Consider the following 3839-nt stretch of genomic DNA (forward strand, 5'->3'; position numbering starts at 1 on the left):
GGGCCTACGCGGCCGCGGACCTACGCGCCCGCGGCGGGTCGGTCCCCGGCCCGTGTCCCCGGCGGACGCGGGATGGACCCCACGAACTGCATGGAGCGGTACGGCCAGCCGGCGGGGCCCGCGGCCGAGTCGTGGGTGTTCCACTGGCTCACGACCACGTGCCACTCCTCGGGGGTGGACCCCGGGACCGGGCAGCCGCAGTAGAGCTGGGCGACGCGTGCCGGACCCGCGGCGGGATCTGAGCCGTCGGACTCGTCGCCCCAGGCACAGCCGTGCAGGAGCGTGGTGTGGGTCGTCACCGACCTGTCCAGTAGGTCGGCGCCGATGTGCGGGAAGGTGAGGCAGTCGATCCGGTAGTGCTCGGCGTCGAAGTAGGTGAGGGTCCAGAAGTCCTCGCACCGCCGCAGGTACATCTCGCCGATGCGGCCCGGAAGCACGATGGTCGTGGGGTTGCCCCAGTCCCAGGCGCCCTCGCGGTAGCCCCACGTCTGCCACCCGTTGACGCCGGGATCCGCCAGGTGCTCCTGGCGGACCCGCATGAGGATGACCCCCTTGTCCCGCTGGAACCCGGTCGACATGACGTAGACGAATCCGTCCCCACCTGTCTCCCACGTCCACAGCTGGCGGTGTCCGCCCTCGAGCCGGGGGGAGAACGTGACACCGGTCGGCTCCCAGGTGCTCCCGTCGTCGACCGAGCGGTGGATCTCGGTCCGGGTGACCGTCCCCAGTCCCTCGTTGACCATGACGTGGAGATACATCGTGTCGCCGAGGGTCAGGACGTCGCCGGGGAGGACGGTGGAACAACCCCGGCCGTGGACGTAGTCGATGAGTTGCCCCGCGTAGTCCGGCGGGCCGGGACCGGCCGCGCCCGTCCACACCAGGCCCCCGCCCGGGGCGGCGTCGTCGGCGAACAGGCCGACGGGGGACCGCCAGTCGGGGTTGCCCGGCCCCGGTCGCTCGTCGGTGGTGGGGGAGCACTCGGCGATCCCCGGGTGGGGGCGCCCCACGTGGGGGGCTCCCATCCCCGCTCCCGCGAAGGTGTCGCCGAACACGGCGAGCAGGCGCCCGGAGGGCGTCCTGGCGGTGATCCCCAGATCGGTCCCCTCCATACCGAACGCGGTGGTGATCCCGGGTCCCGTGAGGTCGCGGAGCTTCCGGGTGCTGGTCGGCGGGGCCGGGGTCGGCGGGCGCGAGTCCGTCATCGCTCCGACGCTACCGTCACGGACGACGGGCGGAGAGCCGATCGTGGACGCATCACAATTCGGTTAATGCACGGGCGGACCGGGATCCGGGACGCGTATGGTCGTCCGCGTGACACACCCCTTCGCCCGGGCGGGGCGCGAGATCGTCCCCGGCCACTGGTTCGGCCCCGCGGCCGTCGTGGCCGTGGGGTGCGCGCTCGCCTGGACCATCGTGGGGTTCGGTCACGGCGCGGCACCGGCGCTGCTGGTGTTGGCGGTGACCGCGGTGGTGGCTCTGTGGAACTCGCCGCTCAGGGTCACCGGTCACGAGCCCCTGCAGTCGGTGCGCAGCTCCTGCGTGGAGCACGCCGTGGTGGTGTTGTGGCGTCCCGGGTGCCCGTACTCCTCCGCGCTTCGGCGGCGCGCCGCCCGGGAGGGGCTCGAGGTGCACTGGGTCAACATCTGGCGGGACGAGGACGCCTACGAGCTCTGCCGCCGCATCAACATGGGCTCGGAGGAGACGCCCACGGCGATGCTGCTCGACCCGTCGCTCTCCGGACCCGTCGTGATCCCCGCCTCCGTACCGGGCATCCGTGAGGCCACCGCCGCCAGGCTCCCCCGGGGTCGGGCGAGACGCGCGATCTAGGCGGGGCACCCCCGGTGCTCACCTGACCACCTCGTCGTCGTCCCACCTCGTCGTCGTCGTCGATCCCGTCCCGCTCCTCGCCCGGCCTCACCTGGAGCGCAAGGACCCCCGCACGTCCCCGCACTCCGCCCCGAGCGCCATGTCGGCGATCCGACCCGAGTCACGCAGTTCGACCAACCGCGGCGCGACCCGATCGCGCAGGGCCCACGGGTCGATCGTGTTGACGTAGATCCCGGTCGCCCCCTCGAACCCGGCGGGGTTCGAGATCCGCCACTTGAGCACGATCCGCCACGGCATCGCCGCGCCGACCCCCGGTGGCCGGGTGTGCCACTCCTCGTTGGTGGGCACGAGGGGGCCCGTGGCGGCGTGGCAGGCGTGCAGGAGGTCGGAGACCCCGCGGAGCTCGTCCGGGGAGTGCTCCCAGGGCTCGCTCGCGGCGGAACGCGAATAGATGACGAGGGCGGGATAGCGGTGCCCCACCCCGACCACCGCCACCGCGTGCTCGTTGGCCGCCAGCACCAGCCCCTCCGAGGCCGCGTGGTCGACCCCGAGCGTGGAGTGGAGGTCCGGCTCCGAGGCGAGGGCGGCCACCTCGCGACCGGTCTTCGCCGGGACCTCGTCGATCGCCACGAGTTGCTTGTGCAGGTGTGCGAACGACGCGCCCGCGGGACGCAGCCAGTTCTGGAACACCGACACGTACCGGGCATGGGGGTTGTCGGTGTACAGGTTCCGCATGGCGCGGACGGTGAAGGCGATGAACTGCTGGTGCTCGTCCGGGTCGAGGCAACCGGAGGAGGCGTGGCGGTCGGAAGTCGTGGCGCCGTCGGTGAGGTGGCGGCGGGCCACCACGACGTCGTGGCAGCCACCGAAGAAGCTCTCGGAGTGGGCGGCCAGCTCCGCGGTCGTCATGGCCTCGGCGTCCGCCGGATCCCCCTGCGCGGCGGCGATCCTGGTGCGGACCAGAGCGCGGACGTGGTCGGCGCCCTCGTCGGTCCCGAGATAGGCGGTCTGGTGCGCGGCGGCCCGGGCCGGGATCCGGTATCCGTGGACCGCTCTCCAGTAGTCCAGCGACACGATCTCGAAGAGGTTGCCGAAGAGCCGGAACTCAGGGGTCGTGAGGTCGAGCTCGTGCGCGGCCACCCGGTCGAGCGTCGTCCACGTGTCGCCGTCGCGCACCAGCCGTGACTTCTCCGGAGTGGTCTCGCGCAGCCGGGTCACGCAGAACGCGCAGTACGCCTCGGCCGCGTGGGGGTCCACCGGGAGGACCTCGCCTGGCGGATGGTCGACGGGGCGGTGGCCGCGGCCGGGAACCGTCCAGACCTCTGTGCCGGTGAAGGGGTTGATCTGCTTGACGGTCCCGTCCGCCATCCGGCGGAGCGGCCGGCTCCGGAGCGGCCTGTTCAGGGCCGACGGGGAGTCTGGAGCGGTGGTCACCCGGCGAGCCTAGGTGGTCGGGGGGAACACCCGACGACGAGAGGAGATTTCCGCCGCACCGGTGGAACTGTGACGGAAGTAACACTATCCTGAGATTTCACGATGTGCGTATCAGGCAGGGGGATCGGTGCTAGCGATCCCGTGTGGAGACACCGACCAGATTGAGGACCGAAGATGAAATCGAAACGAGCACTACACATCCGTGCGGCGGCCGTTGCCGGCGCGGCTCTACTCACCGCGGCCGGTGCCCCGGCGGTCGCCAACGCCCAGGACGGGTCGCTCGAGGCCGGACTCGGGCTGAACCTCGAGCTACTGCTCGGATCGGCGGGATCCGGGGAGGGCGGGTCCCTCGAGCCTGGTTCCCTCGATCCCGGCTCCCTGGGTCAGGGCTCGGTGGAGGGTTCCCTCGAGCCCGGGTCGCTTGAGCCCGGCTCACTCGATCCCGGTTCGCTCAATCCCGGGTCGCTCGCGCCGTTGTCGGCGGGCTCAGAGGCCGGCTCCGACGACGGTTCGCTTGAGGGGTCGCTCGAACCCGGTTCGCTGGACGGCTCTCTGGAGGGGTCGCTCGAGCCCGGGTC

The 3839-nt window shown here is 71.9% G+C and carries 3 protein-coding genes and 1 pseudogene; 2 read left to right on the forward strand and 2 right to left on the reverse strand.

Annotated features, from left to right (window positions below; genetic code table 11):
* Nucleotides 1-20: 20 nt before the first annotated feature.
* Nucleotides 21-1202: a DUF4185 domain-containing protein gene (locus G6022_RS14625; protein WP_182638685.1), complete on the reverse strand. Its 1182-nt coding sequence runs from the start codon at nucleotides 1200-1202 to the stop codon at nucleotides 21-23.
* Nucleotides 1203-1311: 109 nt separating this feature from the next.
* Between G6022_RS14625 and G6022_RS14630 the strand changes: the two genes are divergently transcribed.
* Nucleotides 1312-1827: a hypothetical protein gene (locus G6022_RS14630; protein WP_259845726.1), complete on the forward strand. Its 516-nt coding sequence runs from the start codon at nucleotides 1312-1314 to the stop codon at nucleotides 1825-1827.
* 87 nt (nucleotides 1828-1914) lie between these two features.
* On the opposite strand, the gene G6022_RS14635 is transcribed toward G6022_RS14630, so the two are convergent.
* Nucleotides 1915-3195 carry a DUF4921 family protein gene (locus G6022_RS14635; protein WP_182638686.1) on the reverse strand — a complete coding sequence of 427 codons (1281 nt, stop codon included), beginning with the start codon at nucleotides 3193-3195 and terminating at the stop codon, nucleotides 1915-1917.
* A gap of 240 nt (nucleotides 3196-3435) precedes the next feature.
* On the opposite strand from G6022_RS14635, the pseudogene G6022_RS14640 reads away from it, so the two are divergent.
* Nucleotides 3436-3839 (forward strand): annotated as a pseudogene (locus G6022_RS14640) (hypothetical protein); the annotation flags it as partial.

Source organism: Dietzia sp. Cai40 (assembly GCF_014145165.1).
GTDB classification, from domain to species: domain Bacteria; phylum Actinomycetota; class Actinomycetes; order Mycobacteriales; family Mycobacteriaceae; genus Dietzia; species Dietzia natronolimnaea.